The following is a 24720-nucleotide window of genomic DNA, read 5'->3' on the forward strand; positions in this document are numbered from 1 at the left end:
CGTCGGCTGGTCTCCGACGGCGGGGCCGGTCAGCGCGGGGGCCGGTCAGCGCGGCGGGGCCGGGATCTTGCCGATGCCGAGCGTGTTCTGGGCGGGCATCAGGCCGGTCTCCAGGACCTTGACCAGCAGCGGCATCGTGAGTTCCGCGAGGCGGCCGGACTTGCCGGCGCCGAGCGTCCGCCACGGCCCGTAGGCCAGGTCGTCGGTGGTCCGTTCGACGGACTCGCGCAGCTCACGGCCCCGGCCGGTGGCGGTGCCGTCCGGGTGGACGAGACCGCGGGACGCGAGACGATCGCGGGCGGCGGACCATTCGGCGTCCGTCCAGCCCCGGCTCGCGAACGTCGCCACGGGCGCGGCGCCGACCGCGGCGAACGAGACGAGCGCCTCGACCGGGTCGAGCCCGGCGGTGAGCAGCGCGGCCACGTGCCCGTCGCCGCGCTGCTCGCGCAGGACGCCGATGGCGTGCCAGAGGACGAGGTGCGGCTCGTCCGGCCAGGGCAGGGCGGCGTTGGCGGCGGCGAGCGGGCGTCCGGCGGTGCTCGCGGCCTCGGCGGCGGTGCGGGCCAGGTCGGCGGCCTCCGCGAGGTCGGGCGCCCGGACACCGGTGTCACCGAGCAGCGCGCGGTACATCCGGTCGACGGCGCGGGTGCGCGCCTCCAGGACGCGGCCGGGCGCCGCGATCGTCCAGGCCGCGGGGATGTGCTCGGCGACCATCCGCGGGCTGAAGCTGTAGAAGGCGGACGCGACCGGCTCGGGGCCCGCCGCGCCGAGCGGTGCGGCACGCCAGGCGAAATAGCTCGGCCAGCGGTCGTCCACCTTGTAGCCGAGGGCCTCGGCTTCGGCGAACACCTCGGGCGAATACCAGAACAGGGCGTGCACGGCTTCGAGCTGGTGCCACATCTGCCGTGCCAGCCCGGGATCGTCCGCCATCGGGATCTCCTTCCCCCTCACCAATCTTGACACTGTCTAGACTAGTCGAAGGGGAAGCCCGCCGGATTGTCAGAAGGCTCACATCCCGCCGCCGCACGATGTGCAACTTTTCCCGCCGGGCAGCATTTGAAGCTTGGGTACGCTGGTCCGACCATGGCGACGACCGGCGGGCTGCGCGAGCGCAAGAAGGAGACGACGCGCCGCGCCCTGCACGACGCCGCGATGCGCCTGGCCGCCGAGCACGGCCTGGACGGCGTCACCGTCGAGGCCATCGCCGATGCCGCGGGCGTCTCCCGCCGCACCTTCTCCAACTATTTCGGCGGCAAGGAGGAAGCGCTCCTCTACGGCGCCGAGCGGCGGATGCGCGCCCTGCTGGACGCGTTCGCGTCACGCCCGCGCGGCGAGCCGTCCTGGACCGCCCTCCGCGCCGCGCTCGACGAGCAGGCCGACGACGAGACGACGACGTGCGCCACACTCGGCGCCGCCCAGGCCCGCCTTGCCCGCGAGCACCCGTCGGTCCTGGCCCGGCTGCTCGCCCACTACGCCGAATTCGAGCGCGACTTGGCCGACCTGATCGCCGTGCGCGAGGGCCTGCCGCCCGGCGGCGTCCGTCCCCGCGTCCTGGCCGGGGCCTTCATGACGGCGCTCCGCATCGCCACGCTGGCCGAGATCGATGAATGCCCCGCCCGTCCCCTGGCCAAGGCCGCCGACGAGACCCTCGCCGAAATGGCCCGCCCCTTCCACTAGGGCGCCCGGGCGAGGTCCTTCGGAGCGACAAGCTGGTCGCCTAGCGGGCTGCGGTGGTACAGGACGCGCCGTCCCTGGCGGGCACGCGTGACCAGCCCGGCCCTGTGCAGGACGCCCAAGTGCTGCGACACCGCACTCGGCGTCACCCTCAGCCGATGGGCGAGTTCCACCGTCGCGAGCGGCTCGTCCAGGAGGCGGAGCAGCCTGGCCTTCGATTCGCCGACCAGCGCGGCCAGCGCGGTCACGTCGGGGACCGGCGCCCGGGCCCACAGCGTCGCGACCGCGCGGCAGGGGTAGGAGTGGATGCGCGAGCAGGGGATGCGGCATCACACCATGCAGGAGATCTGGGAGCGCGGGATCAGGGACGTGATGGACGACGCCATCGCCGAGGCGAGCGACGGCACCGACGGGATCTACCTCTCGATCGACATCGACGTCCTCGACCCCGGCTTCGCGCCCGGCACCGGAACGCCCGAGCCCGGCGGCCTCGCACCGGCCGACCTGCTCCGGGCCGTCCGCCAGGTGGCGTTGCGGACCAACGTCGTGGCGCTGGACGTGACCGAGGTCTGCCCCCCGTACGACCACGCGGATCTCACGGTCAACAACGCCCACCGCCTGATCTGGGAAACCCTCGCCGGCCTGGCCTACAAGCGGTGCCACTGAGCCAGAGCCTGGGATCGAGTCAGGGCCTGGGGAGGTTGCGGAGGTTGCTTCGGGCCAGGTCGAGCATCTTGCCGACGCCGCCCGTCAGGACGGTCTTTCCGGCGGCCAGGGCAAAGCCCTTCACCTGCTGCGGGGTGATGTGCGGCGGGATGGAGAGCGCGTTCGGGTCGGTGACGACGTCCAGGAGGTAGGGGCCTGGGGCGGCCAGGGCGCGTTCCATGACGGTGCGGACGTCGGTGGGTCGTTCCACGCGGGCCGATTCGATGCCGATCGCTTCGGCGACGGCGGCGTAGTCGACGGGTTCGTGGTCGGTCTCGTAGGACGGGAGGCCGTCCACCATCATCTCCAGCTTCACCATGCCCAGCGACGCGTTGTTGAACACGATGATTTTCACGGGAACGCGGTGCAGTTTGACCGTGAGGAGTTCGCCGAGCAGCATTCCCAGGCCGCCGTCGCCGGAGACGGAGATGACCTGACGTCCGGGTGCGCCGTACTGGGCGCCGATGGCGTGCGGGAGCGCGTTCGCCATGGAGCCGTGGACGAACGAGCCCATCACGCGACGGCGTCCATTGGGGGTGATGTAGCGGGCGACCCACACGTTGCCCATTCCGGTGTCCACGGTGAATATCGCGTCGTCGGCGGCGACGTCGTCCAGGACGCTCGCGACGTATTCGGGGTGGATCGGGACGTGCTTCTCGATGTCGCGCGTATAGGCGGAGACGACGTTCTCCAAGGCGCGGGCGTGGCGGTGCAGCATCTCGTCCAGGTACGACTGGTCGCGCTTCTGCTGCACCTTGTCCAGGACGAGCCGAAGCGTTTCGCCGATGTCGCCATGGACGGCCAGGTCGAGAGGAGTGCGTCGCCCCAGTTTGGACGGGTCGTCGTCGATCTGGATGGTGTTCTTGCCCGGCAGGAACGGGTCGTACGGGAAGTCGGTGCCGAGGAGGAGAACGAGGTCTGCCTCCTGCATGGACTCGTAACAGGCGCCGTAGCCGAGCAGTCCGCTCATGCCCACGTCGAATGGGTTGTCGAACTGGATCCATTCCTTGCCGCGCAGGGCGTGGCCTATGGGTGAGAGCAGTTTGTGGGCGAGCTGCATCACCTCGGAGTGGGCGTCCCTGACGCCGTGGCCGCAGAACAGCATGACCTTGCGCGCCCGGTTGAGCGCGCCGGCGAGCTGCTCCACCTGGTCGGGCGGCGGCAGGACGATCCCCTTCCGGACGAGGAAGTCGTGCTCGCCGGTCGGGTTCGCGGTGTCCTTGCTGGCGATGTCGCCCGGCAGGGTGAGGACGGCGACGCCGCCGAGCCCGACCGCGTGCTGGATCGCCGTCCGGAGGATGCGCGGCATCTGGGCGGGCGTGGTGATCGCCTCGCAGTAGTGGCTGCAGTCGACGAAGACCCGCTCGGGATGCGTCTCCTGGAAGTAGCCGCTGCCGACCTGGACGCTCGGGATCTGCGACGCCAGCGCCAGCACGGGCGCCCCCGAGCGGTGCGCGTCGTACAGGCCCTGGATGAGGTGGGTGTTGCCGGGGCCGCAACTGCCCGCGCACACGGCGAGCCGTCCGGTCGTCTGAGCCTCGGCCGCCGCGGCGAACGCGCCCGCCTCCTCGTTGCGGACGTGCACCCAGTCGATGCCGCCCGTGCGGCGGACGGCGTCCACGACCGGGTTCAGGCTGTCGCCCACCACCCCGTAGATCCGCCGGACGCCGGCCTGCCGCAACACCTCGATGAACTGGTCGGCGACCGTCGCCATCGTCCCTCCCCCTGCGCGCTTCCTGTGGAGATTCCCGATGATCTCCGGCTGACACCCGGGCGCTCCGGCCGACACCCGGGCGCTCCGGCCGACACCCGGGCGCTCCGGCCGACGCCCCGGGCCGCTCCGGCTGACATCCGGGCTCCGACCGGGTTAAATGGTCAAACCATGAATCACATCGGGGAGGTCGCGGGGGTGGACGGCAACGGCGGGGCGCTCGACTTCTGGTCGTTCGTCGACCTCGCGGGGCGCCGGCTGTCGGACGAGTTCGGCTTCCCCCACCGGGTCGCGACCCGGCTGCTGCTGACGCTCAACCGGGCGTCGGCGATCGTCACCTACGACCTGGAGTCCACCGTGCACCGGCCGCGCGGGCACTCGTGGGCGGCGTTCCGGCTGCTGTTCGTCACCTGGCTGGCGGGTCCGCTGGAGCCCGGCCGGGCCGCGACGCTCGCCGGGATGAGCAGGGCCGCGGTGTCGAACCTGGCGAAGACGCTCGTCGCGGACGGGATGCTCGCCCGCACGCCCGGTGAGCGCGACGGCCGGTCGGTCATCCTGTCGCTGACCGAGCACGGGCACCGGGCCATGCTGGAGATCTTCACCGCGCAGAACGAGCGCGAGCGGCAGTGGGCGGACGTGCTCACCGAGACCGAGCAGCAAATGCTGATCATGCTGCTGGACAAGCTCATCGAGGGCCGCGAGCACGTCGACGCCCGCGAGCGGAGCTGACGCGGAACGCACCGGGACGCACGGAACGCACCGGGAGCCGCGACGACGTTAGGCCCTTCCCTCCTCCGGAGAAGAGTCGTAGTGTCGGCAGAAACTAGTTAACACGTTAATCATCGGAGGCGATGGAGCATGGCCCACTACCGACGGGTCGGCCACGTGCCGCCGAAGCGCCACACCCAGCACAGGGACGGCGAAGAGCGGCTCTACTTCGAGGAACTGATGGGCGAGGAGGGGTTCTCGGCCGACTCCTCCCTCCTGTACCACCGGGAGATCCCGTCCGCGATCGTCGACTCGCAGGTCTGGGAGACCCCCGACGGGACGACGACCCCCAACCACCCGCTCAAACCGCGGCACCTCAAGCTGCACGAGCTGTTCCCCAAGGAGACGTGGGCCGAGACCGACGTCGTCACCGGGCGGCGCCTCATTCTGGGCAACGCCGACGTCCGGCTGTCGTACGTCGTGTCCGCCGCCGACTCGCCGCTGTACCGCAACGCGACCGGCGACGAGATCGTCTACGTCGAGTCCGGCACCGCCACGGTCGAGACGATCTTCGGGTCGCTGGCGGCGAAGCAGGGCGACTACGTCATCATCCCGACGTCCACCACGCACCGCTGGCTCCCCACCGGCGACCAGCCGCTCCGCGCGTACGCCATCGAGGCCAGGGGCCACATCGCGCCGCCGAAGCGCTACCTGTCGCGCTACGGGCAGTTCCTGGAGAACGCCCCCTACTGCGAGCGCGACCTGCACGGCCCGTCCGAGCCGCTCCAGTCGGACGCGACCGGCGTCGAGGTCCTCGTCAAGCACCGCGGCTCGCGCGGCATCACCGGCACGCGGATGACCTACGCCCGGCACCCGTTCGACGTCGTCGGCTGGGACGGCTGCCTCTACCCGTTCACGTTCAGCGTCCACGACTTCGAGCCGATCACGGGCCGCGTGCACCAGCCGCCGCCCGTCCACCAGGTGTTCGAGGGCCACAACTTCGTCGTGTGCAACTTCGTCCCGCGCAAGGTGGACTACCACCCGCTGTCGATCCCGGTGCCCTACTACCACTCCAACGTGGACTCCGACGAGATCATGTTCTACTGCGGCGGCGACTACGAGGCGCGCAAGGGCTCCGGCATCGGGCCGGGGTCCGTGTCTGTTCATCCAGGTGGGCTGGCGCACGGCCCGCAGCCCGGCGCGTACGAGCGCAGCATCGGCGCCGAGTTCTTCGACGAGCTGGCCGTCATGGTCGACACCTTCCACCCGCTGGAACTCGGTGAGGGCGGCCTGGCCTGCGAGGACGAGGCGTACGCCTGGACCTGGGCGAGGCGGCAATGACCGCCTTCCCCGCCTTCGCCACCGGGCTCTGCGACGACGCGGCCGTGTTCCCGCCCGGGCTCGCGCCGCTCGACGTCGCCGTCCCGGCCCACCGCGCCCACCGCTCCGCCCCGTACGCGGAACTCGTCGGCCCGCTCATCCTCCCGGCGAGCGCCCTCGACGCCCTGGACCCGCTCCTCCACGACGCGGGCGGCCCGCCGCTCGACCTGTCGATCACGGCGCCGAACGGCCCGTGCGAGGCCGCCAAGGCCCTCGCCGCGGCCGCCGAACTGCCCGTCGACCTGCGCGGCCTTGAGGTCGCCGTCCCCGCCGGGATGGAGGCGGACGAGTTCTTCCGCGTGCTCGGCACCGTCGACGTGCCCGTCTACGTCGAGGTGCCACGGGACGAGCGCCGCCCGTCGATCATCGCCGCCGTCGCCGAACTCGGGCACCGCGCGAAGTTCCGCACCGGCGGCGTGAAGCCGCACCTCTACCCGAGCCCGGACGAGCTGGCCGCCGCGATCAAGGCCGTGGTGGACGCCGCGGTCCCCTTCAAGGCGACCGCCGGGCTGCACCACCCGGTCCGCAACACCGACCCGGAAACCGGCTTCCACCAGCACGGATTCCTCAACCTGCTGCTCGCGACCGACGCCGCCGCCGAGGGCCGTCCGGTGGACGGGCTGGCCGCCGTCCTGGCCGACCGGGACGCGCCGTCCATCGCCTCCCGCGTCGCCGCGCTCGGCGACGAGCGGGCGGCCGCCGCCCGCGCCCGGTTCCTCTCGTTCGGGACGTGCAGCATCACCGACCCGCTGAACGAACTCGCCGCCCTGGGGCTGCTCAAGCCCGTCTTTCAGGAGATCACCCGATGACCCGGATCGCGATACCGGACGACTCGCCCTTCGGGCTCGCCAACCTCCCCTACGGCGTGTTCTCCACACCGGGCCTGACGCCGCGCGTGGGCGTGCGCGTGGCCGATCACGTGGTCGACCTCACGATCGTCGACGACGTGTTCGCCGCGCCGTCCCTGAACCCGTTCATGGCGCAGGGCCACGCGCGCTGGGTGGAGGTCCGCGAGCGGATCATCGACCTGGTCTCGGGCGACATCGACGGCGCGGCCGTCCACCCGGTCGGCGCGGTGACGACGCACATGCCGTTCGAGGTGGCCGACTACGTCGACTTCTACGCGTCCGAGCACCACGCGTCCAACCTCGGGCGCCTCTTCCGGCCCGGCTCCGAGCCGCTCATGCCGAACTGGAAGCATCTCCCGGTCGGCTACCACGGCCGCGCCGGGACGGTCGTGCCGTCGGGGACGGACATCGTCCGGCCCAGCGGCCAGCGCAAGGCCCCGGCCGACGCCGCGCCCGCGTACGGGGCGAGCCGCCGCCTGGACATCGAGGCCGAGGTCGGCTTCGTCGTCGGCGCGGGCTCACCGATCGGCGCCCAGATCGGCGTGGACGATTTCGACCAGCACGTTTTCGGCGTCGTCCTCGTCAACGACTGGTCGGCACGCGACATCCAGGCTTGGGAGTACGTGCCGCTGGGCCCGTTCCTAGGGAAGAGTTTCGCGACGTCCATCTCGCCTTGGGTCGTCCCACTGCTCGCCTTGGAATCGGCCCGCGTCGCCACCCCGCCCCAAGACCCGGAGCCTCTCCCGTACCTGCGGGAGAAGAATCCTTGGGGGCTGGACCTCGATCTGACCGTCTCCTGGAACGGGCAGGTCGTGTCCCGTCCGCCCTACCGGGAGATGTACTGGTCGCCTGCGCAGATGCTCGCGCACATGACGGTGAACGGCGCGTCGTCCCGTACGGGCGACCTGTTCGCGTCCGGGACGGTCTCCGGCCCGGACAGGGACCAGCGCGGCGCGTTCATCGAACTCACCTGGGGCGGCAAGGAACCGATCGAGGTCAACGGCGCGCCCCGCACCTTCCTGGAGGACGGGGACGAGGTCGTCATCACCGCCACCGCCCCGGGCCCGTCCGGCGCCCGCATCGGATTCGGCGAGGTCAGCGGCCGGGTCCTGCCCGCCCGCTGACCGGGCCGCCCGGAGCGTCCGCACGAACCAGACGGCGCTGGACCGCGTCCGAACCTTGGGGGACCCGGGGGACCTAGGGGGAGGGCGCACTTGACCGCTCTGATCGTGTTCATGCTCGTCATGGCCGCCGTGATGTTCGTCTTCGGCTGCGTTGACCAGCGGAGGCTCTACTGGAAGGCCGATGCCTGGCAATACCGGAACCCGGGGGCGAACGAGCCCTCCGACGCCGCGCTCGGCGTGCGCCGCGCCAGCTTCTTCATCGGCGCCGTCGTGCTGCTCGCGGGCGCGGGCATCCTGAAGGCCGCCGACGCGTCGGCGGTCTACTCGACGGCGGACGTCCACTCGGTGGCGCAGGCGGCGGCGTCCAAGCTGGACCGGGACTCGACGTCGGGGATCGGGTCGTCGTTCAGCGCGACGTCCGGCATCTACGACGCCGTGAACGAGGAGGGCAACGGCAACGTGGAGATCCGCTCCGCGGGCGGCGACAAGTACGAGCTGACGAACCGCAAGGGCAGGAACCCCGTCTGCCTCACCGTCTCGGTCGAGAACGACCTGGATCTCGGTGGGGACGAGCCGTGGAGCCACTCGGTCACCACGTCCGTCGACGACGGGCGCTGCTGACGGACCGGCGGCGGTCACCCTCGCGGGTGGCCGCCGCCAGTTCGTGAGGCATCAGGAAGTTTGGGGGCATTAGAGTCGGATCTTGTGACGCCCGTGAGCCCCACTTTCCGTATCGCGACGCAGGCCGACGTGCCCGAGCTCGTCGCGCTGATCGAGTCCGCCTACCGCGGCGACGCGAGCCGCGCCGGCTGGACGACCGAAGCCGACCTCCTCGGCGGCCAGCGCACGGACGCCGGCATGGTCGCGGCGGTGGTGAACGACACCGCCGGCCGGATGCTCATCGCCGAGACGGGCGGCGTCCTGGCCGCGTGCTGCCAGCTGGAGCACCGCGACGGCCACGCCTACTTCGGCACGTTCGCGGTGCGCCCGGACATGCAGGGCGGCGGTCTCGGCAAGCAGGTCCTCGCCGAGGCCGAACGGCTGGCCCGCGACGAGTGGGGCGCGCCGGAGATGCGCATGACGGTGATCACCGTCCGCGAGGAGCTGATCGCCTGGTACGTCCGGCGCGGCTACGTCCGCACGGGCGAGCTGTCGCCGTTCCCGTACGGTGACGAGCGCTTCGGCCTGCCCAAGAGCGACGAACTGGAATTCGAGGTCCTCGCCAAGAAGCTCCGCTGAGCGCGTCCGCTACTCGCCGGTGGCGCCGTCGGCCAGCTCGCGGACGACGTCGAGCTGCCCCACGTGGCGGGCGTACTCCTGCAGGACGTGGAACAGGATCCAGATCAGGGCCGGGTGGTGTTCCGGCGGGTTGAAGGCGCCGCCGGTGCGCGCCACGTCCTGGAGATCGGCCGACGCGACGATCTCGCGGGTGCGGGCGCACTCGTCCAGGAAGAGGGCCCTGATCTCCTCCGGCGACTCGTCGGGACGGACGTGGAAGGTGCGCTTGTCCGGGGTCCGGTCGCTCCAGAGGTCGTCCACCCGCTCGGCGGCGAAGCCCCAGCGGAACCAGCGGCGCTCCACGAACGCCAGGTGCTTGAGCAGCCCGAGCGGCGTCCAGCCGGACGGGAGCCTGGTGGCGCGCAGCTCGTCCTCCGGCAGGCCGTCCAGCTTCCGCAGCGCGGCGGCGCGGTAGTAGTCGAGGTAGCCGAGCAGGAGTTCGCGGGAGCCGGTCAGCGTGTCCGGCGGCTCTTCGATCATGCCCCGGACGCTAACCCGGACCGGCCCGCCTCCACGACCGGTTTTCGTCTCCCTTTGACGAAATTACGTAGTTACGTAGTATCGGAGCCATGGAGGAGCAGGCTCTGCCGGAACGGGTCGCGCGGCTGGAGGAGCGCGTGGTCCGGCTCGAACGCGCGCATCCCGGCGAGGACGCCGAACGCCCGCGCCGGGCCGACGACACGTTCTGGGCCCTCGACGCGCTGAAAGACCGCGCCGACGACCCCGGCGCGGTGCTGTTCACCGGCTCGGTGACCCTGCCGGGCGGCGAGCACTACGAGTGGCAGCAGGCGCATCCGGTGGACGACCTCCTGGCGGACGACTGGTCGCAGTCGGCCGAGAGGCTGGCGGCGCTGGCGCATCCCGTGCGGCTGCTGCTGCTCCGGGAGATCCTCCACGGCGCCCGCACCACCGCCGAGCTGGCCTCCCACGAGCGGCTCGGCACGACCGGGCAGCTCTACCACCATCTGCGCCAGCTGGTCGCCGCCGGCTGGCTCCGCACCACCGCGCGGGGACGGTACAGCGTCCCCGGCGAACGGGTGGTACCGATTCTCACGATGCTCGCGGCCACCCGCCGCTGAGCGGCTCCCATCGGAGGCGGAAATGCACCGGAAACTGGCACGCTTCAGAACGCTCTTCGTCTTCATCGGACTGGCGATGGCACTGAGCGCGCCGCTGCACGGCATGGGCGCGCTGTCGGTGGCGGGGTTCGTCCTGATCGTCTGCGGGGTCGGGCTGATATTCGTGCCCGGCGGTGTCCCCGGGCTGGAGCCCGTCGTCCTGCGGTGCCCGGTGGACGGACGGTGGGTGCCGGTCAACAGCCCCGCCGACAAGGTCCCCAGCCACGGGACGCACGAGCTGGGCCAGACGTACGCGATCGACCTCGTCCACGCGCCCGATCCGGCGCGGGAATGGCGGCCGCTGCGGAAATGGCCGCTCGCGTCACGGCCGGAGACGTTTCCCGGGTTCGGACGTGACGTCGCCGCCCCCGCCGACGGCGTCGTCGTCCAGGCGGGCGGCCGGCAGCGCGACCACTGGAGCCGCGACTCCTGGCCCGCGTTCGGCTACCTGCTGGTCGAGGGGATGCTGTTCCGGCAGGTGCTGTCCCTGCTGACCCTGTCGGCGGGACGGTTCATCATCGGCAACTCCATCGTGCTCGACCTCGGCGACGGCGTGTACGCGGTGTTCGCGCACCTGCGGCGCGGATCGGTGCGGGTCAGGAAGGGCGACCGGGTGCGGGCCGGTGACGTGATCGGCCAGGTCGGAAACTCGGGGAACTCGTCCGAGCCGCACCTGCACTTCCATCTCATGGACCGGCCGCGCCCGCTGGCAGCCGCCGGGCTGCCGTTCGCCTTCCACTACGAGAGCGACGGCGAGACCTGGACGGGCGTGCCGGGCGGGCGCAAGCCGTTCATCCCCCTAACGGACGAACCGGCCTCAGATGAACCGGCCTCGGACGAACCGGCCTCCGACGAACCGGCGTCGGCCTCCTAGCCGGGCCTGCGCCAATCCGGGTCGCGGCCAGACGAGGCCAGGGCACGGCCGAACGGCGGCGCGCCCTCACCGGACGGGACGGCATCTCCGAAACCGTCGTACTGGCGGTACATCTCCGCGTACTGCTCGACGACCTGGAGGACGAACCGTCCCGTCTCCGGCGAGACGCGGTAGTCCTGGCCGGTGGCCTTCGCGACGTCCCAGCCGTGCAGGGCCATCTCCAGGATCAGCATCGCGGCGGTGTCGGGGGCGGGCATGCCGTTGATGTCGCCGTCCCACACGGCCGGGTCGGCCCAGGCGGCCACCCCACGGTCGAGCTGGGCCGCGTACTCGTCCGGCCAGGCGTCGCCGGCGGTGAAGTCGCGTCCGGTCAGCTCGTCCGGAAGCTCCTTGCGCAGCGCGCGGTGCTCCAGCCCGTGGGACGTGTAGAGCACCAGGTGGTTCACCAGCGTCCGGAGGTCGAACTCCTCGCACGGGGTCGGGTCCGACCACCGGTCCTGCGGGACGGCCCGTGCCACTCGGGCGGCCTCGGCGGCGCATTCCTTCATGAACGCATGCTGTTCGTGCATGGACCTCACGCTACGGACGCCCGCCGATCCGGTTCTTGGACAAACGCGCCAAGTACCCTGGTCAGGTGGTCGACTTCGGACGCGGAGTGCTGTATCCCCACGAGCACGCGGCCATCGCGCACCTGGACCGGCGAGCCCCCTCCACGGCCATGGCGCGCTTCGTGGAGTTCTACTGGCACGTCCGGTGGCGGACGGACGAACCGTACGAGACGAAGGTGCTCTCGCACCCGAACGTCCACCTCGTCTTCGAGGAGCCCGCCCCGCTGGTGTACGGGGTGGACCGCAGCCTCTTCGTCCGCCGTCTCGAAGGCCGGGGGCAGGTCCTCGGCGTCAAGTTCCGGCCCGGCTGCTTCCGCCCGTTCGCGGACGGGCCCGTCATCGATCTCGCCGACCGCCGGGTCCCCGCCGCGACCGTGTTCCCCCGGCGGGTCGACGAGGTCGGCCGCGCCATCCTCCAGAGCACCGGCCTGGACGCGATGGTGCGCCTGGCCGAGGAGTTCCTCCTGGACGACGACGTCCTTCCGGCGCCGGATCCCGTGGCCGAGGAGGTGGCGGCCATGGTCGAGACGATCACCGCCGACCCGGCCCTGTTCCGCGTCGACCAGGCCGCCGGAACCCTGCACGTCTCCGCCCGCACGCTCCAGCGGCTTTTCGCCGAGTACGTGGGCGCGAGCCCCAAATGGGTGCTGCGCCGGGCGCGCCTGCACGAGGCCGCGTCCCGCGCGGACGAGGGCGTCCGCGTCGACTGGGCGGCCCTGGCCGATGACCTCGGCTATTTCGACCAGTCGCACCTGACCCGCGACTTCACGGCGACGGTCGGCGTCTCCCCCGCCAAATACGCCGGTCTAAGCTCGTGACGCTGAAACTCGTGACGCTAAAAAGGGCGACCGTGGAGGTGCAGGGCGTGAAGTTCATCCTTGAGGTCGACATGGCCGCGGGCGTGGTGGCCCGTCAGCGAAGCGTCGCCCATACGACCTTCCCGCCCTCGTTGAGGGGACGGACGCCCCAGTCGTGGACGAGCTCGGCCACGAGCATCAGCCCCCGGCCGGAGAGGGCGCCGCCGTCTTCGGGCTGGACCTCCGGCTGCGCCTCCCCGGCGTCCCACACCTCCACCACGGGACGCCCGTCGCGCTCGTCCCGGAACACCCGGACGACGATCTGCCCCTTACCGTGCAGGTAGCTGTTGGTGACCAGCTCACAGACCACGAGCCGCCCGGCGTGGTCGTCCTCGATCCCCCACTCGGCGAACCACTCGGCGAGACACCGCCGCGCGAGACCAGGCGCCTGACCAGTGGGTTCGAGGACGAGCGGCGGCGGCACCTCAAGAGCAAACGCTGCTGACGACATGGGTTGCGACCTTCTCCGAATTCTCTCCGGCTGGACGCCCCTATTGAGCCATCGGTCAGGTGCACAGCGTCACGAAGCGCAGGTGACAGCCTGAGAACTGTTCCTGACCAACTTTCTGAACTTGGTGGCGGCTTGTGTCAGGGTTGGGAGAACATGCGCCCATGGCACCACGACGATCGAGAGCGAAGGTCAGCCCGAGCCTGGTCGCGTTCGGGCGCAGGTTCCGCCGGTTCCGCGAGGCGAAGGGGTGGAGTCAGGAGAACGTCGCACGCCGAGCCCGCGACGGGGAGGGCGTCACGCCCCAGTACATCGGCCAGATCGAGACCGGCCGGACGCGCTGCACCCGCGAGTTCGCCGAGACCATGGACCGCGAGTTCGAGACGAACGGCGAGCTGGTCGAGCTGTGGGAGGACCTCGTCAAGGGCGCCGAGTTCCCGACCTGGTACGAGTGGCTCCCCATCGAGGAGACGGCGGAGGAGCTGACCTGCTACAGCCTCTCGCTCGTTCACGGTCTGCTCCAGACGCCCGGTTACGCCGAAGCACAGCTGATGGGCGACAAGAAGAAGACCGAGGACCGCCTAGCCCGACAGGGCATCCTCACCAGAGAGAGTCCACCGCCGCCCGGGTGCACGTTCCTGGTGGACGAAGGTGTCCTACTGCGTGAGGTCGGGAACCCGCAGATCATGCGCGAACAGTGCGATCACCTCATCGGGGCGCCGGAGGCCCTCGGGGTGTCGCTGCACATCGTGACCATGCGGGGCGAGCACGGCGGGAACATCAGTTCCTTTACGATCGCCACCATGGAGGACATGCGGGAGGTCGCGTACTTCGAGTGCCCGGCACGCGGATTCACGCTGGAGGCGGCAGACGAGTTGGCTGCCACCCGCAAGGCGCTCAGAGAGGTGCGCGCCCAGGCCCTCCCGGTAAATCAGTCCCTCGATGTCATCCGAAAGGTGCAGGCAGAACGATGGACCTGAACACGGCAACCTGGCGCAAGAGCAGTCACAGCGGCAACACCGGAGGCGAATGCGTCGAACTGGCGTCCGGCCCCGGGGTCATCGCCATCCGCGACAGCAAGAACCCGGACGGCCCCAAGCTCCTCATCGGACGCGACGACTTCGCGGCCCTAGTAGCAACCCTGAAGCACTGACACGCCCCAACAAGGTGGGAGCGCTATGGACCTGGACACCACCACCTGGCGCAAGAGCAGTCGCAGTACCAGCACCGGAGGCGAGTGCGTCGAGATGGCGTCGGCCCCCGGCGTCATTGCCGTCCGCGACTCCAAGGACCCCGACGGCCCCAAGCTGCTGGTTGACCGGCACGAGTTCGCGGCCCTGGTGGCATCCCTAAAGCACTGACACTCCCCGACCGACATGGGAGCCCCGGTCCTTGGAATCCCTCCAGGTCCGGGGCTCTCGCGCGTTCTCAGCTTCCTGGCCGGTCGATTCGATGCTCCTCGGTGTCGAGCCAGACGTGTTGAGCCTCGGGAGTGACGGTCAGCCCCCAACGGTCGCTGGTGGGACGGTCGAGCCCGTCCCACCAGCGATAGGCGTCCTCCACTTCCTGCCACAGATCCCGCTCGCCCGACTGCCGGACCGGGAACTTCTCCGCTCCCGGCTCGACGTCTAGCGCGGCCCACGAACCCGACCATGGATCGACCAGCCACACCGTGTATGCACCGCCGTCGTGGTGGGTGACGATCAGCTTGCAGCGCGGCACCCTCAACCCGATCGCCAAGGACGCGTCATACTCGCCCAACACGGGATAAGGATGCGTCTGGGTGAACGACCTACGCGCCCCGGCCACCTCCTTCACATCCCGGTCCAGCGAGGCCCGCTTGCCCCGCTGGGCGCGCAGCCGCATGAACGCCACGTTCCCCATGATCCGGCCCCGCATAGTGGCGTCCGACGCGACCGTGAATGCCACCAGCGCGCCGTTGTGGAAGTCGGTCGTCCACGGCACGAGCACCCGGCCACCCGGACGGGTCTGCTCGGCCCACGCGTGCGGCACCCGATCCGCGGCGACGGTAGCGATCACCCGATCGAACGGCCCGGATTCCGGGTAGCCCGACGCGCCGTCCCCGGCTGCGACCGTGAGCTTGTAACCCGCGTCCCACAGCACACGGCGGGCACGGTCGGCCACCGCGGGATCGACCTCCACCGAGGTCACACTGTCCGAGCCGAGCCGTTCGGCCAGCAGCGCGGCGTTCCACCCGGTCCCCGTGCCGATCTCCAGCACGTTCATGCCCGGCTCGGCTCCCAAGGCCGCCAACATCCCTGCCACGACATCGGGACGGCTGGCCGAACTGGTGATCTCCCGGCCGACCCGTCCCGGCAAGGACGGGACACCGTCGTCCACCTGCGTGATCACTGCCTTATTGGCGTAGCACAGCTCCAGCCACGCGGCCTCGTCGTCGGCACGGTCGACCGGCACCAGCCGGTCAGCGTCCTCGACCCACACCGTGTCGGGGATGAACCGATGCCTGGCCGCCGCTTCGAACGAGTCACGCCAATCCGGCGTCAGGTCACCCGCCTCGGTGAGTTCGCAGATCAGCCGGGCGGACAGCGCCGCAGCCTCGGGCACCTAATTGCCGCCCTTCTCGTGCTTCCCGCCGCCTTTGGGATCACCCTTCGCGGGAGGGATCGTCCGACCTCACGCGGCCGACCCAACGACCCGTCCGAACCTAGCGCCGAAAATGACGCACTGTACATTGCCCGGCACGTTAGGTTCGCGGCATCCACGGACTCTGTGAGTGGCGGGCGGCCTGGACCTCTGAGGGGCGGCACGGCATGAACGCTAGGCGGGGGCCGCCTTCCATGTGAATCCATCCGGGTCGGTGAAGGGGCCTGCGGAACTGCAGATCACGAGCCGGTGTGATCCGGTGCCGTCGGGGGAGACGCCGACGTCCTTGGCGAGGGCGCGGCGCCTGAACAGCGCCAGCTTGACGGGGCTCGACCCCGCGGCGAACTCGACGTACATGCGGCCGAAGCTCTTGGCCACGGCAAGGCCGCGGCCGGTGTAGAACCGCTTGCTCGCGGCCACGTCCGTGACTCCCAGCAGGAGCACGATGTCGTCGATCCGCCGGGTGGCCGGGGCGGTGTCCTTCTTCGCCGAGGTCGCGACCTTCCAGATCGTCCCGTCCGGGGCTTGGACGACGCCGCCGCAGCCCCAGAGCGACTTGGTGACCGGCTTCAGCGGCGTGGCGCCGGCGTCGAGAGCCGCGTCAATAAGGGCATTGACGTTGGCCGGCTGAGACACCGTGAGCGACAGCGTGAACCCACGGAATCCGGTCGTCGGCGCCTCGGCGGCCCGCACGCGCACCTGCGTGTGCAAACCGAAGGCGGTGGCGTAGAAGTGGTTGGCGGCCGTGGGGTCGGCCACCTCGAGAGTGACAGAGTCGATGGAAGTCAAGGTGGAAGTGGCGGTCATGGTCGCTCCTAACGGTCGCGGGTCACGATCGACCCGGAGTGCGGTGTCGTGCTGCCGGTTCCGCAGGGGAGTGCCTCAACTCACCGCCTGCTTCACCAGCGCGGCGATCTGCTTCTCCACCTCGGTCGTCACCTCGGTCAGGGCGAAACCGGCCGCCCACATCGAGCCCTGGTCCAGCTTCGCCTGGTCGCTGAAACCGAGCGTTGCGTAGCGCGCCTTGAACTTCTCCGCGCTCTGAAAGAAGCAGACGATCTTGCCGTCCAGGGCGTAGGCGGGCATCCCGTACCAGAGCTTCGGCGCGAGGACCGGGGCGCTGGCCGTGATGACGGCGTGGACGCGCTCGGCCATGGTCCGGTCCGAGTCCCGCATCTCGGCGATCTTCGCGAGCACGTCCCGCTCCGCGGCCGCCGCCTTCTCCGCCGCCTTGCCTGCGCGCGGGTCGCGGCGCGCGGCCGTCCGCTGCTCCTGGACGTGGTCTCTCATCGCGGCCCGCTCCTCGGCCGTGAACCCCTGGTACGTGCTGCTTTCGGTGCCGCTCATGGCAGCTCCCCCTTGCGGAACTCGATGTGGCGCGATCGTGGGTGGTGACACGTCATCACACACCATCGGCACGGACCGTGCCGATCGCAGTCCAATATTGCTGGCTGCCTCGATGTTTGTCAACGGCACGCCTCGTGCCGATAGAGTGGTGCCATGACCGGCACCCCTGCGACACCGCGTCGCCGAGGCGCTGCGCGCACTGAAGAGCTGCTGCGAGTCACCCTCGATCTGGCCGCGGAGGTCGGTCACGCTGGCCTGAGCATCGAGGCGGTCGCCAGACGCGCCGGGGTCGGAAAGCACACGATCTACCGGCGCTGGCCGTCCCTGGCGGCGCTGCTGCTCGACGCGCTCAGCCTCGTGTGGACCAGCGACCTGGACTACCGCTACACCGGAGACGTCCGCGCGGATCTGCGCGAACAGTTCCTGCGTTCAAGCTTCGCCCTTGCCAACCCGCCGCTTGGCCCCGTCTACCGTGCGGTCATCGCCGAGGCGCAGGCCGATTCCACGCTGCGGGCCACGCTGGACGAAAGATTCCTGGTCACCGTCGAGCAGTCGACCCTCGACCGGATCACCCACGCCCAGCGCACCGGTGAACTGGCCGCAGAAGCAAACCTGGAATTCGCCGCCGAGGTGCTGTGCGGCACTCTGTACTACCGCGGCCTGCTGACAACCCGTCCCATCGACGAGAACGCGGTCGACGGTCTACTGGACATGTTCATGGCCGCGTACGAATCGAATGAAAAAACAAACTGAATGCTCCAGTGGTTAGTCGTGCGATTTCATCCTGACTGAGGCTGCCTTGAGCGACGGGCCATCAGGGGCGTAGTTCGTTGCGGCGCCTACCGGAGGCGATCAGCGTTTGACTCGGTTGCGGATGGCCAGCGCGGCCAGACCCACGAACAACGGGCCGGCGATCCGGAGTATGACGCGGAAGACCTGTCCCCAGCGGGTGACCTCCTCTGGGACCGCTGCGCTTTTGACGTCGACGGCAACAGTGGAGCGCAGGCTGTAGAGCAGGGCATCCAGGTACGGGACGGGCTTTCCTGGGAATCCGGCGTACTTCATTCCGGCGGCCAGCACGGCGATGAGCACGGCCAGGGTGGCGAGTGCGCGTCCGGCTCGCAGCCCGTACCCGGAGGTCAACCAATACAGCCGCAGCAGGATTCTCTCGATGCCATGGGTGCTGGCGCGGTGCATCTCCATCTCGCCGTAGTAGAAGTCGGCCGCGCCCGGCTCGTTCTTGGCGTCCTCCAGCGCTTTGCGCAGTTGCCGATACAGCACCTCCAAACGCGCCGGGCCCATCACCTCCGCGGGCTCGGGCAGCCGTCGCCACCCGCCCGTCCCCGGCGGCCGGCCACTGGCCTGGGTTGCTCGCCAGTGATGCTCTTCGGCCAGCACCCGCCGTCGCCCGCGCGGCCCGTCGGCGAACGCGCACCGGCCGTCCAGCACGATCTGATCGGCACGCTGCAACCCGGCGAAACGGCACTGCGTCAGGTCCACTAAGGCTAACCACCTTCGCAGCCGCCTCCACCTGCGATTCGCCCGACACAACCACGGCCGCAAGGGAAACGGGCTCGGTAAAGGTCACTCCGTCGAACTTGGCGGTCCCGGTGAAGCACGTGCCTTCAAACCATGCGTCCCAAATGAACAGGCGCCACTGAACCAGGCGTCCCCGGTGAAGGCCGCTTCGTTGAAGTGGGCGGTCCCTATCTGGAGTTGGCCCTGCGGACCACGGAGCGCGTCCAGCAGCTCGGCAAGCAGATCTCCGGTGAAGCCGACGCCGCGGGCGTCAATGTCGGATCCAGGACCCAAGGTGGCAAGGTAAGCGGTTCTCGTGTCCGGAGCCAGGTGAGCCAGGCACCGCTGATCGGTGGCGACGGCGGCCCCGCACACTGCTGATGGAGCGTCAGGGTCGGGACGCTGGCAGGCGCTTTCGTCCTGGGCGGCAGTGACCATGCATCGATCCCCATCGGATTTCATCCTTACCGAGACCGCCTTGGGCGACGGGCCGTTACGGGAGAAGTTCGTCGCGTTGGGCTTTGGTCAGGCGGGTGACGACCAAATCGTAGGAGTGGTCTATCAGCTCTAGAAGCTCTTCTTCGGGGACGGAGCCGTCGAGAATGATGGTGTTCCAGTGACGCTTGTTGAGGTGGTAGCCCGCGGTTATCGCGGCATAGCGGCCGCGGAGATCGACCGCCAGATCGGGATCGCATTTGAGGCTGATGCTTGCCGGGGGTGAACCCAGCGGGACGAGTGCGAACATCCGTCCCGCGACTTTGAAGACGGCGACCTCGTCGCCGAACGGATAGTCCTCGACCGATCCCTGCTTGGCCAGGCATTCCGCTATCACGCGGTCGCGCTGCGAGCCGTCCGCCATCACATGGCCCCCTGTCCGTCCCCGGCCGTCGAGGACATTCTGCCCCGTGACCGGGGCAGGCCGGGCCCCTTTGGCGCTCCCGCCGCACTTGGAGGTCTCGGTCTGATCGAGGCCGGGACGTGAGACGGCCACCGCTCTGATCGTGTGGCGTGTGGAACCAGACGATCGGCGGTGGCCGTGCCGCCCACTGGGGACGATGTCGACCCGCCGGGCGGGCCGTCGGGTTCGATCCGCCGCCTGCGGCGGGAGTATCAGTCGAGTCTGAGGTTGAGGGTCCTTTCCTCTCCGGCGCGCGTGATGGTGATGGGTACGATGCTGCCGGCGCGGCGGCCTTCAAGTGCCGCGTTGAGTTCCTTGCCGTTGGCGATCGGCTTGCCGTCCACGGCGGTGATGCGGTCGTCGGTCTTGAGCCCGGACCTTTCGGCGTTGCTGTCTTCCATGACGAACCGGACGCGGACGCCGCCCCTGCCGGGCTCGTCGGTGGGGAACATCGACACCGAGCCCTGAGTGCCCGGGAGGATGTTCACCGTCAGCGGCTGGGTGACGCCCTCGGTGCTCGTGGTGCCGCTGAACCGGCCGCCTTCCAGGGGCGCGTCGGCATTGGCTGCGACCCGTACCTGCAGCGGAGCACTCCACGTGTAACCCGACGCCGTGACGTCGAGTGTCGCGGTGCGGCCGCCCGAGCCGATCCTGGCCGTGCATCCGACGTTGCAGTTGGTGGGCACCTCGACGATGCGGGTGTAGTTCGGGGCGACGAACGTCACCCGGGTCGGGTGGTGCCGGACCTGATGGTCAGGCGGGTACGACACGGTCTGTGCCCCACCGGGTGCGCTCAGGTTCGGCACGTTCGACTGCGGTTGGAGCGACCGCGGGGCCACGACCGGGGCCTGTGTCGCGGCCACCGCGGCTGTTCCCGTGCAGGCGAGCGCGGCGACGCCGATCGTCGCGGCGGCGAGGACGGTGACGGATCCAGATTTCACGAATCATCCTTTTCGGGTACCGGAGGACGACTTTCTTCACTGTGCGTCCCCAAACGAATACTGAGAGTCACCATTCCCAGATAGGCGTATGTTCGAACCTGCCGACGGACACCACCGCGACGCCCCTGTTTCGGGGCTCTCCGGAAGCTGGCCGGGGTCGTGGTTCGCGGAGAATCTCCACTCTGGCCGACGCGGCCACTGCGTGGTCTTCAGCCCAGGTACGCCTGAAGCCACCCAGCGGCAAGCCGTCATCACATACCTGCGGGCGAATGCCCATAAGTCGCGTCCGGCGGCAGCGCCCAGCCGACGACGACCACCAAGACCGCGATCTGCGGCTGGAGTATCAGCCCAGGGCGCTTTAGGGCGGCCTTAGATGAGGCCCTGGGCGAGCATCGCGTCGGCTACGCGTTCGAAACCGGCGATGTTGGCGCCGACCACGTAGTCGCCGGGGGCGCCGTAGCGTTCGGCGGTCTCGTAGCAGGTGTCGTGGATGGCGCTCATGATCCCGGCGAGCTCCTCCTCGACGCGGGAGAACGTCCAGGACGCGCGGCCCGCGTTCTGCCGCATCTCGAGCGCGCTCACGGCGACGCCGCCCGCGTTGGCGGCCTTGCCGGGGCCGAACGCGACGCCCGCCTCCTGGAAGACGTGGACGGCCTCGGGCGTCGCCGGCATGTTCGCGCCCTCGGAGACGGCCTTGACGCCGTTGCGGACGAGGATCGCCGCCGCCTCCGCGTCCAGTTCGTTCTGCGTCGCGGACGGCAGCGCGATGTCGGCCGGGACGTCCCAGACCCGGCCGCCCGGCACGAACCGCGCGGACGCGCCGCGCAGGGAGGCGTAGTCGGACACGCGGCCCCGGTCGACCTCCTTGACGTGCTTGAGGAGGTCGAGGTCGATGCCCTTCTCGTCCACCACGTAGCCGCCCGAGTCGGACACGGTGATCACGTTCGCGCCGAGCTGCTGCGCCTTCTCGATCGTGTAGATCGCGACGTTCCCGGACCCGGACACGACGATCTGCTGGCCGTCCAGGTCCTCGCCGCGCCGCCGGAGCATCTCGGCCGTGAACAGGACGTTCCCGTACCCGGTGGCCTCCGTCCGGCCCGCGGAGCCGCCCCACAGCAGGCCCTTGCCGGTCAGGACGCCCGCCTCCCACCGGTTCGTCACCCGCCGGTACTGGCCGAACAGGTAGCCGATCTCGCGGCCGCCGACGCCGATGTCACCGGCCGGGACGTCGGTGTGCTCGCCGACGTGCCGGTACAGCTCGGTCATGAACGACTGGCAGAACCGCATGACCTCCTCGTCCGACCGGCCGTGCGGGTCGAAGTCGCTGCCGCCCTTGCCGCCGCCGATGCCGAGCCCGGTCAGCGCGTTCTTGAAGATCTGCTCGAAGCCGAGGAACTTCACGATGCCGAGGTTGACGGTGGGATGAAAGCGCAGCCCGCCCTTGTACGGGCCCAGCGCGCCGTTGAACTCCACGCGGAACCCGCGGTTGACGTGGACGCGGCCCTCGTCGTCCTGCCACGGCACCCGGAACATGATCTGCCGCTCGGGCTCGATCAGCCGCTCGACCAGCTTCGCGGCGCCCAGCCCGGGCCGTGCCGCGAGGACCGGGCCGAGGGACTCCAGCACCTCGTGGACGGCCTGGTGGAACTCCGCCTCGCCCGGGTCACGCCGCAGGACCTTCTCGTACGACTCCTCCAGCACGGCCAAGATCTCGGGCGGGGCCGGGAAGCGAGGGGCCAACGGCATGGTAAGGATCCCTTCCTCGGAGACCCTCCACTCTAAATCCCGTCTCTCATCGCCTTTGACGCGACTCGCCAGGTCACGGCCGTCGTCCCGGCCGGTCCGCCCCGGGCACGGAACGATCAGGTTCCGGGCACGGGAACGATCCAGCCGGGACGGCGGGGCGCAGGCTGATGGGGGTATACCCGCGGTGAACACGCGGGTACGAAGACCGGGCCACGTCCTCCCTGGGTGAGGACGCGGCCCGGCGAACTCGACGTCCGATATCAAGCGTCAGACGTCAGGCTCAGGCTTCGCACTTCTTCCAGGAGAGGTGGTAGGTCGTCTTGACGCTACCGTCGGTGGAGTCGAAGGCCATGAAGCTGGTGTCCTTCGAGGAGCCCTTCATCACGCGGAGCTCGGTGTTGACGTTGAAGTTGCGGTCCTCGCCGCAGGGCTTCCAGACGAGCTCGGCGACGTCCGTCCGGTCGGAGAACTGCCAGTTGTCGGAGTACGAGCCCTTGAGCGTGTGAGACGACTGGCTCGTCTGCGACAGGCCCTGGTGGTAGTAGCTCGCACGCTGCAGGCCGGTCGCACCTTCCTCAAGGTGCGCGAAGCCGCGGTAGTCGGCTCCGGCGACCGCGTACGTGAAGCCTTGCGGCACGTGAACGCGGAGGGCCAGCTGGCAGTTCTTGCGGAAGGCGGTCGGGTTGGAGTCGCCGCCGGCCTGAGCGAGGTAGTCGCTGTAGGTGACGGTGAAGCCCGTGTTGTCGCTCGCCGGGGCGACCGCGGTGGTGCCGGCGGGGCAGCCGGACCCGTTCACGGTCAGCACGTCGATGGTGATCTTCTCGTCGGGCGGGGGGTCGTTGACGTCCGCGGACGCGGCCGGGGCCGCGGCCAGCGCCAGCGCCAGGGCGGGGATGGCCGCCGCTGCCGCAGTCAGGCTTTTACGCATTGTTCCTACTCCTTCACCACGCGGGGGGGCACTTCATCCACTCGAAGCGGTAGATGGTCTTGATGCTGCCGTCGGCGGAGTCCATCGCCATGAAGGCCAGCTCCGACGGGTCCGAGCCCTTGGTCACGCGAAGCTCGGTGTTGATGTTGAAGTTGCGTTCCTCGCCGCACGGCTTCCACACGAGCTGACCGACGTCGTTGGTGTCGGTGAACTGGAAGTTGTCGGCGTACTCCCCCCGAAGCGTGTGCGTCTTCGCAGCGGTCTGCTGCTGGCCTTGGAAGTAGTAGCTGGCCTTCTGCACACCGGTCGCACCGGCCGGCAGGGACGCGAAGCCCCGGTAGTCGGTGTTCGAGATCGCGTAGGTGAATCCCTGCGGGACATGCACCTTCATGCTGATCTGGCAGTTCTTGCGGAAGTCGGTCGCAGCCGCGCCGCCGCCCGCCTGCACCAGGTAGTCGCTGTAGGTGACCGTGAAGGCCTCCTTGTCGTCCGACACTGCGACGGCGGCCGTTCCCGCCGGGCAGCCGGACCCGTTGACGGTCGCGATCTCGATCGTGACACCGTCAGGACCCGGGACCAGGTACGACCCGGGCGATGCGGCCGCCGCCGGCCCCGCTGTCGCGGCGGCCATGGCGATTGCAGCGACCGCCGAGAAAACGATCCCTTTACGCATGCGATTCCTCCTTGCTGGAGCCTGCGCAAAGGGAGCGTAAAGCTGGCCCTTTAGAACGGTCAATCACCAACTTTCAACACGCGAAAACCCGGGCTTGACCTCGGTACACCTGCAGTGATCAGCAAGAATGGAGCGTCCAACGGGATTCATTGTGAAAGGAACGTTCCATCAAGTTGATGGATAGAATTCAAATGGCCTTACAGACCGCATAGAAAGCGTTCCAGAACCCGTGTGACGTGGGGCGGGACGCGGCGCCCGATGGCATCTTTATGCCGTGGCACATTCTGGCCATCCCAATGACGTTTACCCACCGTGTCGCAGGACCTCCGCCAGGACGGCGGCCTGGCTGTGATCGACGTCCCTGGTCGCGGTAAGCAGGGTGACCGGCCCCTGCTCGGAGAGCTCCCGCAGGCGGCTCAGCGCCGCCGCGCGTTCGGGATCGTCAAGTTCGGCCTTGTATCGACGGGCGAACTCGTCGAACTTATCAACACAGTGGCCGTACCACTTGCGAAGCTCGGTGGACGGGGCGACGTCCTTCGCCCACTCGTCCAGCCGGGCCTTCTCTTTGGACAGTCCCCTCGGCCACACACGGTCGACGAGTATCCGCTTTCCGTCACCGGACGAGACCGGCTCATACACCCTGCGCAGTCGTACCCCCATGCTCCTCCCATCCCCACCGCTCCCCCGAAAATGCCGAACTCGAAGAATGCC

General features: G+C 69.6%; 31 protein-coding genes. 15 read left to right on the plus strand and 16 right to left on the minus strand.

The window, feature by feature from the left end:
* Positions 1–45: 45 nt before the first annotated feature.
* Entirely contained in the window at positions 46–930 is an 885-nt protein-coding gene (locus ETD83_RS23500; protein WP_138647313.1) for an SCO6745 family protein, read from the minus strand.
* 153 nt (positions 931–1083) lie between these two features.
* Here ETD83_RS23500 and ETD83_RS23505 point away from each other — a divergent pair, with 153 nt between their 5' ends.
* The gene (locus ETD83_RS23505) at positions 1084–1677 is read left to right on the plus strand and encodes a TetR/AcrR family transcriptional regulator (RefSeq protein WP_138647314.1); all 594 of its coding nucleotides are present in this window, start codon (positions 1084–1086) and stop codon (positions 1675–1677) included.
* Here ETD83_RS23505 and ETD83_RS23510 read toward each other — a convergent pair.
* Positions 1674–1922 (minus strand): ArsR/SmtB family transcription factor, encoded by a 249-nt coding sequence (locus ETD83_RS23510; protein WP_230421121.1) that lies wholly within the window; start codon positions 1920–1922, stop codon positions 1674–1676. The genes ETD83_RS23505 and ETD83_RS23510 overlap by 4 nt on opposite strands.
* 58 nt (positions 1923–1980) lie before the next feature.
* On the opposite strand from ETD83_RS23510, the gene ETD83_RS23515 reads away from it, so the two are divergent.
* Positions 1981–2340 (plus strand): arginase family protein, encoded by a 360-nt coding sequence (locus ETD83_RS23515; protein ID WP_205717840.1) that lies wholly within the window; start codon positions 1981–1983, stop codon positions 2338–2340.
* A gap of 19 nt (positions 2341–2359) precedes the next feature.
* Here the strand turns inward: ETD83_RS23515 and ETD83_RS23520 are convergent, their stop codons facing one another.
* The gene (locus ETD83_RS23520) at positions 2360–4093 is read right to left on the minus strand and encodes a pyruvate dehydrogenase (protein ID WP_138647316.1); all 1734 of its coding nucleotides are present in this window, start codon (positions 4091–4093) and stop codon (positions 2360–2362) included.
* A gap of 168 nt (positions 4094–4261) precedes the next feature.
* On the opposite strand from ETD83_RS23520, the gene ETD83_RS23525 reads away from it, so the two are divergent.
* The 6 genes from ETD83_RS23525 (at position 4262) to ETD83_RS23550 (ending at position 9389) form a co-directional block, all read left to right on the plus strand.
* Complete coding sequence (locus ETD83_RS23525; RefSeq protein WP_138647317.1) at positions 4262–4819, plus strand: MarR family winged helix-turn-helix transcriptional regulator; 558 nt, start codon at positions 4262–4264, stop codon at positions 4817–4819.
* 129 nt (positions 4820–4948) lie between these two features.
* Positions 4949–6139 carry a homogentisate 1,2-dioxygenase gene (locus tag ETD83_RS23530; RefSeq protein ID WP_138647318.1) on the plus strand — a complete coding sequence of 397 codons (1191 nt, stop codon included), beginning with the start codon at positions 4949–4951 and terminating at the stop codon, positions 6137–6139.
* A complete protein-coding gene (locus ETD83_RS23535; RefSeq protein WP_138647319.1) occupies positions 6136–6987 on the plus strand; it encodes a hypothetical protein in 852 nt (283 codons plus the stop codon). Before ETD83_RS23530 ends, ETD83_RS23535 begins: the two co-directional genes overlap by 4 nt.
* On the plus strand, positions 6984–8150 hold the full coding sequence (gene fahA / locus ETD83_RS23540; RefSeq protein WP_138647320.1) for a fumarylacetoacetase: 1167 nt from the start codon (positions 6984–6986) through the stop codon (positions 8148–8150). The genes ETD83_RS23535 and fahA overlap by 4 nt, the downstream gene beginning before the upstream one ends.
* 90 nt (positions 8151–8240) lie before the next feature.
* Positions 8241–8771: a hypothetical protein gene (locus tag ETD83_RS23545; RefSeq protein ID WP_138647321.1), complete on the plus strand. Its 531-nt coding sequence runs from the start codon at positions 8241–8243 to the stop codon at positions 8769–8771.
* A gap of 93 nt (positions 8772–8864) precedes the next feature.
* Positions 8865–9389 (plus strand): GNAT family N-acetyltransferase, encoded by a 525-nt coding sequence (locus tag ETD83_RS23550; RefSeq protein ID WP_230421122.1) that lies wholly within the window; start codon positions 8865–8867, stop codon positions 9387–9389.
* A 9-nt stretch (positions 9390–9398) separates the two neighbouring features.
* Here ETD83_RS23550 and ETD83_RS23555 read toward each other — a convergent pair whose 3' ends face one another.
* Positions 9399–9908, minus strand: coding sequence for a DinB family protein (locus tag ETD83_RS23555; RefSeq protein WP_138647323.1), 510 nt, complete (start codon positions 9906–9908; stop codon positions 9399–9401).
* An 89-nt stretch (positions 9909–9997) separates the two neighbouring features.
* Here ETD83_RS23555 and ETD83_RS23560 point away from each other — a divergent pair, with 89 nt between their 5' ends.
* Both ETD83_RS23560 and ETD83_RS23565 read left to right on the plus strand, forming a co-directional pair.
* Complete coding sequence (locus ETD83_RS23560; RefSeq protein WP_138647324.1) at positions 9998–10507, plus strand: ArsR/SmtB family transcription factor; 510 nt, start codon at positions 9998–10000, stop codon at positions 10505–10507.
* 76 nt (positions 10508–10583) lie between these two features.
* Positions 10584–11420 carry a M23 family metallopeptidase gene (locus tag ETD83_RS23565; protein WP_205717841.1) on the plus strand — a complete coding sequence of 279 codons (837 nt, stop codon included), beginning with the start codon at positions 10584–10586 and terminating at the stop codon, positions 11418–11420.
* Here the strand turns inward: ETD83_RS23565 and ETD83_RS23570 are convergent.
* The gene (locus ETD83_RS23570) at positions 11417–11989 is read right to left on the minus strand and encodes a TIGR03086 family metal-binding protein (protein ID WP_138647326.1); all 573 of its coding nucleotides are present in this window, start codon (positions 11987–11989) and stop codon (positions 11417–11419) included. The genes ETD83_RS23565 and ETD83_RS23570 overlap by 4 nt on opposite strands.
* Before the next feature lie 65 nt (positions 11990–12054).
* Between ETD83_RS23570 and ETD83_RS23575 the strand changes: the two genes are divergently transcribed.
* Positions 12055–12846, plus strand: coding sequence for a helix-turn-helix transcriptional regulator (locus ETD83_RS23575; RefSeq protein WP_230421123.1), 792 nt, complete (start codon positions 12055–12057; stop codon positions 12844–12846).
* 94 nt (positions 12847–12940) lie between these two features.
* On the opposite strand, the gene ETD83_RS23580 is transcribed toward ETD83_RS23575, so the two are convergent.
* Positions 12941–13336 (minus strand): ATP-binding protein, encoded by a 396-nt coding sequence (locus ETD83_RS23580; RefSeq protein ID WP_138647327.1) that lies wholly within the window; start codon positions 13334–13336, stop codon positions 12941–12943.
* 161 nt (positions 13337–13497) lie between these two features.
* Here ETD83_RS23580 and ETD83_RS23585 point away from each other — a divergent pair, with 161 nt between their 5' ends.
* From ETD83_RS23585 to ETD83_RS23595, 3 genes are read left to right on the plus strand one after another with little or no spacing between them, the layout of a single operon-like run.
* On the plus strand, positions 13498–14313 hold the full coding sequence (locus ETD83_RS23585; RefSeq protein WP_138647328.1) for a helix-turn-helix domain-containing protein: 816 nt from the start codon (positions 13498–13500) through the stop codon (positions 14311–14313).
* Positions 14304–14486: a DUF397 domain-containing protein gene (locus tag ETD83_RS23590; RefSeq protein ID WP_138647329.1), complete on the plus strand. Its 183-nt coding sequence runs from the start codon at positions 14304–14306 to the stop codon at positions 14484–14486. Before ETD83_RS23585 ends, ETD83_RS23590 begins: the two co-directional genes overlap by 10 nt.
* A 25-nt stretch (positions 14487–14511) precedes the next feature.
* Positions 14512–14694, plus strand: a complete 183-nt coding sequence (locus ETD83_RS23595; RefSeq protein ID WP_138647330.1) for a DUF397 domain-containing protein — start codon at positions 14512–14514, stop codon at positions 14692–14694.
* 67 nt (positions 14695–14761) lie between these two features.
* Here ETD83_RS23595 and ETD83_RS23600 read toward each other — a convergent pair whose 3' ends face one another.
* The 3 genes from ETD83_RS23600 to ETD83_RS23610 form a co-directional block, all read right to left on the minus strand.
* Positions 14762–15919 (minus strand): methyltransferase domain-containing protein, encoded by a 1158-nt coding sequence (locus ETD83_RS23600; protein ID WP_230421124.1) that lies wholly within the window; start codon positions 15917–15919, stop codon positions 14762–14764.
* Between the two features lie 213 nt (positions 15920–16132).
* On the minus strand, positions 16133–16765 hold the full coding sequence (locus tag ETD83_RS23605) for a VOC family protein (protein WP_230421125.1): 633 nt from the start codon (positions 16763–16765) through the stop codon (positions 16133–16135).
* Positions 16766–16840: 75 nt separating this feature from the next.
* Positions 16841–17305, minus strand: a complete 465-nt coding sequence (locus ETD83_RS23610) for an iron chaperone (protein ID WP_138647331.1) — start codon at positions 17303–17305, stop codon at positions 16841–16843.
* Between the two features lie 153 nt (positions 17306–17458).
* On the opposite strand from ETD83_RS23610, the gene ETD83_RS23615 reads away from it, so the two are divergent.
* A complete protein-coding gene (locus ETD83_RS23615; RefSeq protein ID WP_138647332.1) occupies positions 17459–18058 on the plus strand; it encodes a TetR/AcrR family transcriptional regulator in 600 nt (199 codons plus the stop codon).
* 99 nt (positions 18059–18157) lie between these two features.
* On the opposite strand, the gene ETD83_RS23620 is transcribed toward ETD83_RS23615, so the two are convergent.
* From ETD83_RS23620 to ETD83_RS23650, 7 genes are all read right to left on the minus strand, one after another.
* Positions 18158–18805, minus strand: a complete 648-nt coding sequence (locus ETD83_RS23620; protein ID WP_138647333.1) for a hypothetical protein — start codon at positions 18803–18805, stop codon at positions 18158–18160.
* 511 nt (positions 18806–19316) lie between these two features.
* On the minus strand, positions 19317–19814 hold the full coding sequence (locus tag ETD83_RS23625; protein WP_230421126.1) for an MmcQ/YjbR family DNA-binding protein: 498 nt from the start codon (positions 19812–19814) through the stop codon (positions 19317–19319).
* 119 nt (positions 19815–19933) lie between these two features.
* Positions 19934–20662 carry a PDZ domain-containing protein gene (locus tag ETD83_RS23630; protein WP_138647334.1) on the minus strand — a complete coding sequence of 243 codons (729 nt, stop codon included), beginning with the start codon at positions 20660–20662 and terminating at the stop codon, positions 19934–19936.
* Positions 20663–21031: 369 nt separating this feature from the next.
* Entirely contained in the window at positions 21032–22408 is a 1377-nt protein-coding gene (gene gdhA, locus ETD83_RS23635) for an NADP-specific glutamate dehydrogenase (RefSeq protein WP_138647335.1), read from the minus strand.
* 280 nt (positions 22409–22688) lie between these two features.
* Positions 22689–23336, minus strand: a complete 648-nt coding sequence (locus tag ETD83_RS23640) for a DUF4360 domain-containing protein (RefSeq protein WP_138647336.1) — start codon at positions 23334–23336, stop codon at positions 22689–22691.
* Positions 23337–23349: 13 nt separating this feature from the next.
* Positions 23350–24009, minus strand: coding sequence for a DUF4360 domain-containing protein (locus ETD83_RS23645; protein WP_138647337.1), 660 nt, complete (start codon positions 24007–24009; stop codon positions 23350–23352).
* A gap of 303 nt (positions 24010–24312) precedes the next feature.
* Complete coding sequence (locus tag ETD83_RS23650) at positions 24313–24669, minus strand: DUF488 domain-containing protein (RefSeq protein WP_138647338.1); 357 nt, start codon at positions 24667–24669, stop codon at positions 24313–24315.
* Positions 24670–24720: the final 51 nt, after the last annotated feature.

The sequence above is a fragment of the Actinomadura soli genome (assembly GCF_005889715.1).
Lineage (GTDB): Bacteria > Actinomycetota > Actinomycetes > Streptosporangiales > Streptosporangiaceae > Spirillospora > Spirillospora soli.